Consider the following 2,346-nt stretch of genomic DNA (forward strand, 5'->3'; position numbering starts at 1 on the left):
GTATCCGTCCGGTGATCACCGCCTAGCCTTTAAAATTCCACGGTAATAGACTATCGATATCAGGTGTTGATTGGCACAGCTCATCTAAACACGCGGTGATGTAATCGTATGGCGCTAAGCCGTTGGCTTTGGCTGTTTCGATGATGCTGTAAAGTATCGCGCTTGCGTTAGCACCTGTTGCTGTTTGGCTAAACAGCCAGTTCTTCCGGCCTATCACAAACGGTTTGATGGCTCTTTCTGCACGGTTGTTGTCGATACTCAGTCGCCCATCATTAATGTACTCAATGAGTTTCGGCCACTGGTTTGCCATGTAATTGGCGGCATCAATGAGTTTACTATTACCAACAAGGTTTGGCTGATGTTTTTCAAGCCACTGTCTGAGTTTATCGAGTATCGGTTTACTCTGTGCTTGTCGAGTCTGGTAACTCTCATCCGCTGATTTATCTTTCAACCGTGACTCTATCCCATACAGCTTTTGTATTAAGCTGAGCACCACATCGGCTTTGCCTGTCTTATTTTTCCCTTGCAGCTTTTTCGCTTCAATGAATTTCCGACGTGCGTGCGCCCAGCACCCCACAAGACTGGCCTGTGTCTTTTCATAAGCTTGATAACCATCAACATGTAAGTACCCTTGATAGCCATCAAGATAATCCATCACGCAGGCGGCTGCGCGACTAGTGTGGTAGTCGTAAAGCACGATGTTAGGGATGGGGCTGTCGGGTTTAGGTGAGTCAGCACCTGAGCAGTACACCCACATGTAACTATTCACTTTATCTGATTTCACCACATTGACCGTGGTTTCATCAGCGTTAAGGAGTGGTTGCTTGAGTAATTCTTCTTTTAACCGTTTAACCAGCGGGGTAAACAGCGCTGCTGACTTAATCACCCAATCGCTCATGGTTTTGCGGCTCAGCTCAATGCCGTATTGCTTAAACATGCTCTCTTGGCGATGAAGCGGTAAACCATATTGATATTTACTGGTGATGAGTTGGCTAAGTAAGCTCGCGGTGGCAATGCCTTTGTTAATGGGCATGGCGGGCATAGGCTGTTGCTTTATCGTTGACCCAGTGCCTGATTTTTCACACTCACGACAGGCGTATTTAGGGCGAATATGTTCAATCACTTTGACGTGTGCTGGAATGAACTCAAGCTTTTCAGCAGTATCTTCACCGATTTTATGTAACTCACCACCGCAACATGCACAGCTTTTATCTGCTATGTCGTGGATAACTTGTTCACGGGGTAAGTCTTTTGGCAGTGGCTTGCGTTTAGGCTTGTTGCGGGTGTAGCTAATTCCTTGCTGCTCAGGCTCAGCTTTCTCAGCAATCTCTTCAACTTCATTAAATAATTCACCTTGCCCTACAAAGCCTTCAGCACTTTTGCCGAATTGCTTTTGTTGGGCTAAACGGAATTGCTCATATAAATAGGCGATTTTAGCATCTTTCTGTATAGATACTTCGCGCTCATATTTAAGCTGTTTTTCAAGCTCAGCAATGCGTTGTTGTAAGGTAAATACATCGTTCATGCCGTTTATTTTACGGCTTTTATGCACAATGAATAGGGTTAATAACTTAAACCTTGATGATCATCAATTGATCTAAGTAATTAAGTCACTGTGTGCTGACTGACGTTGATTTCTTCATGGCCAATAACGTCATACCCTGATAATAGCCAATGTAATTGTTGCTCATTCAGTGTCATGGTGTCACGTTTAAGCTTAGGCCATTTAAACCTGTGCTTATCAAGTCGCTTGTACCACAATGCAAAGCCTGTCTTATCCCAATAGAGAAGCTTTAACTTGTCGCGCTTTTTATTACAAAACACAAACAGCGCGCCCGATAGCACGGGTAATTCAAGCTCACATTCCACCAACGCAGCAAGGCCATTGATGGATTTACGAAAGTCCACATGCTCAGCACATAAGTACACCTCGGGCGGATTAACAAACATATTCATGCTGATAGACCTTTAATAATTGAGACGATAGCATCACAGTTAAGTGTTGTGGGTAATGTCAGTTGGCCAGTGTGCGGATTAAAGTTAATCGTTGGTTGCTCAGTGATACTGACGTGTGTGCGTTGGGTTTGTTGCTCAACTCGGACAAATTGAGGTGATGCACCTGAAGATTTCACCTGTTGCATGCTTTTATATTTATAAAACGAGCTGATAGATACTTGATGGTGTTTGCAAAACGCTTCATTCGTTCCAGTAAATGATGAGCGAAGCGCTAGGATTTCTAGCCAACGTTTAGGGATGGGTGAATTCATAATGACCTCCAATAAAAAGTTGAAGGTATTTTCAAATACAAAAAATGGTGTTGCTAGGTGTGGTTGGCCGGACGCTTAC

The 2,346-nt window shown here is 43.9% G+C and carries 3 protein-coding genes; all 3 read right to left on the minus strand.

The window, feature by feature from the left end:
- Positions 1 to 22: 22 nt before the first annotated feature.
- The 3 genes from tnpC to tnpA all read right to left on the minus strand — a co-directional run bounded on the left by tnpC (position 23) and on the right by tnpA (position 2,267).
- Complete coding sequence (gene tnpC / locus ACTRWE_RS19000) at positions 23 to 1,525, minus strand: IS66 family transposase (protein ID WP_350655161.1); 1,503 nt, start codon at positions 1,523 to 1,525, stop codon at positions 23 to 25.
- Positions 1,526 to 1,605: 80 nt separating this feature from the next.
- Positions 1,606 to 1,956: an IS66 family insertion sequence element accessory protein TnpB gene (gene tnpB, locus ACTRWE_RS19005; protein WP_004588658.1), complete on the minus strand. Its 351-nt coding sequence runs from the start codon at positions 1,954 to 1,956 to the stop codon at positions 1,606 to 1,608.
- The gene (gene tnpA / locus ACTRWE_RS19010) at positions 1,953 to 2,267 is read right to left on the minus strand and encodes an IS66 family insertion sequence element accessory protein TnpA (protein WP_248474939.1); all 315 of its coding nucleotides are present in this window, start codon (positions 2,265 to 2,267) and stop codon (positions 1,953 to 1,955) included. Before tnpA ends, tnpB begins: the two co-directional genes overlap by 4 nt.
- Positions 2,268 to 2,346: the final 79 nt, after the last annotated feature.

It is taken from the genome of Pseudoalteromonas sp. G5_S1_54_S4, assembly GCF_054968565.1.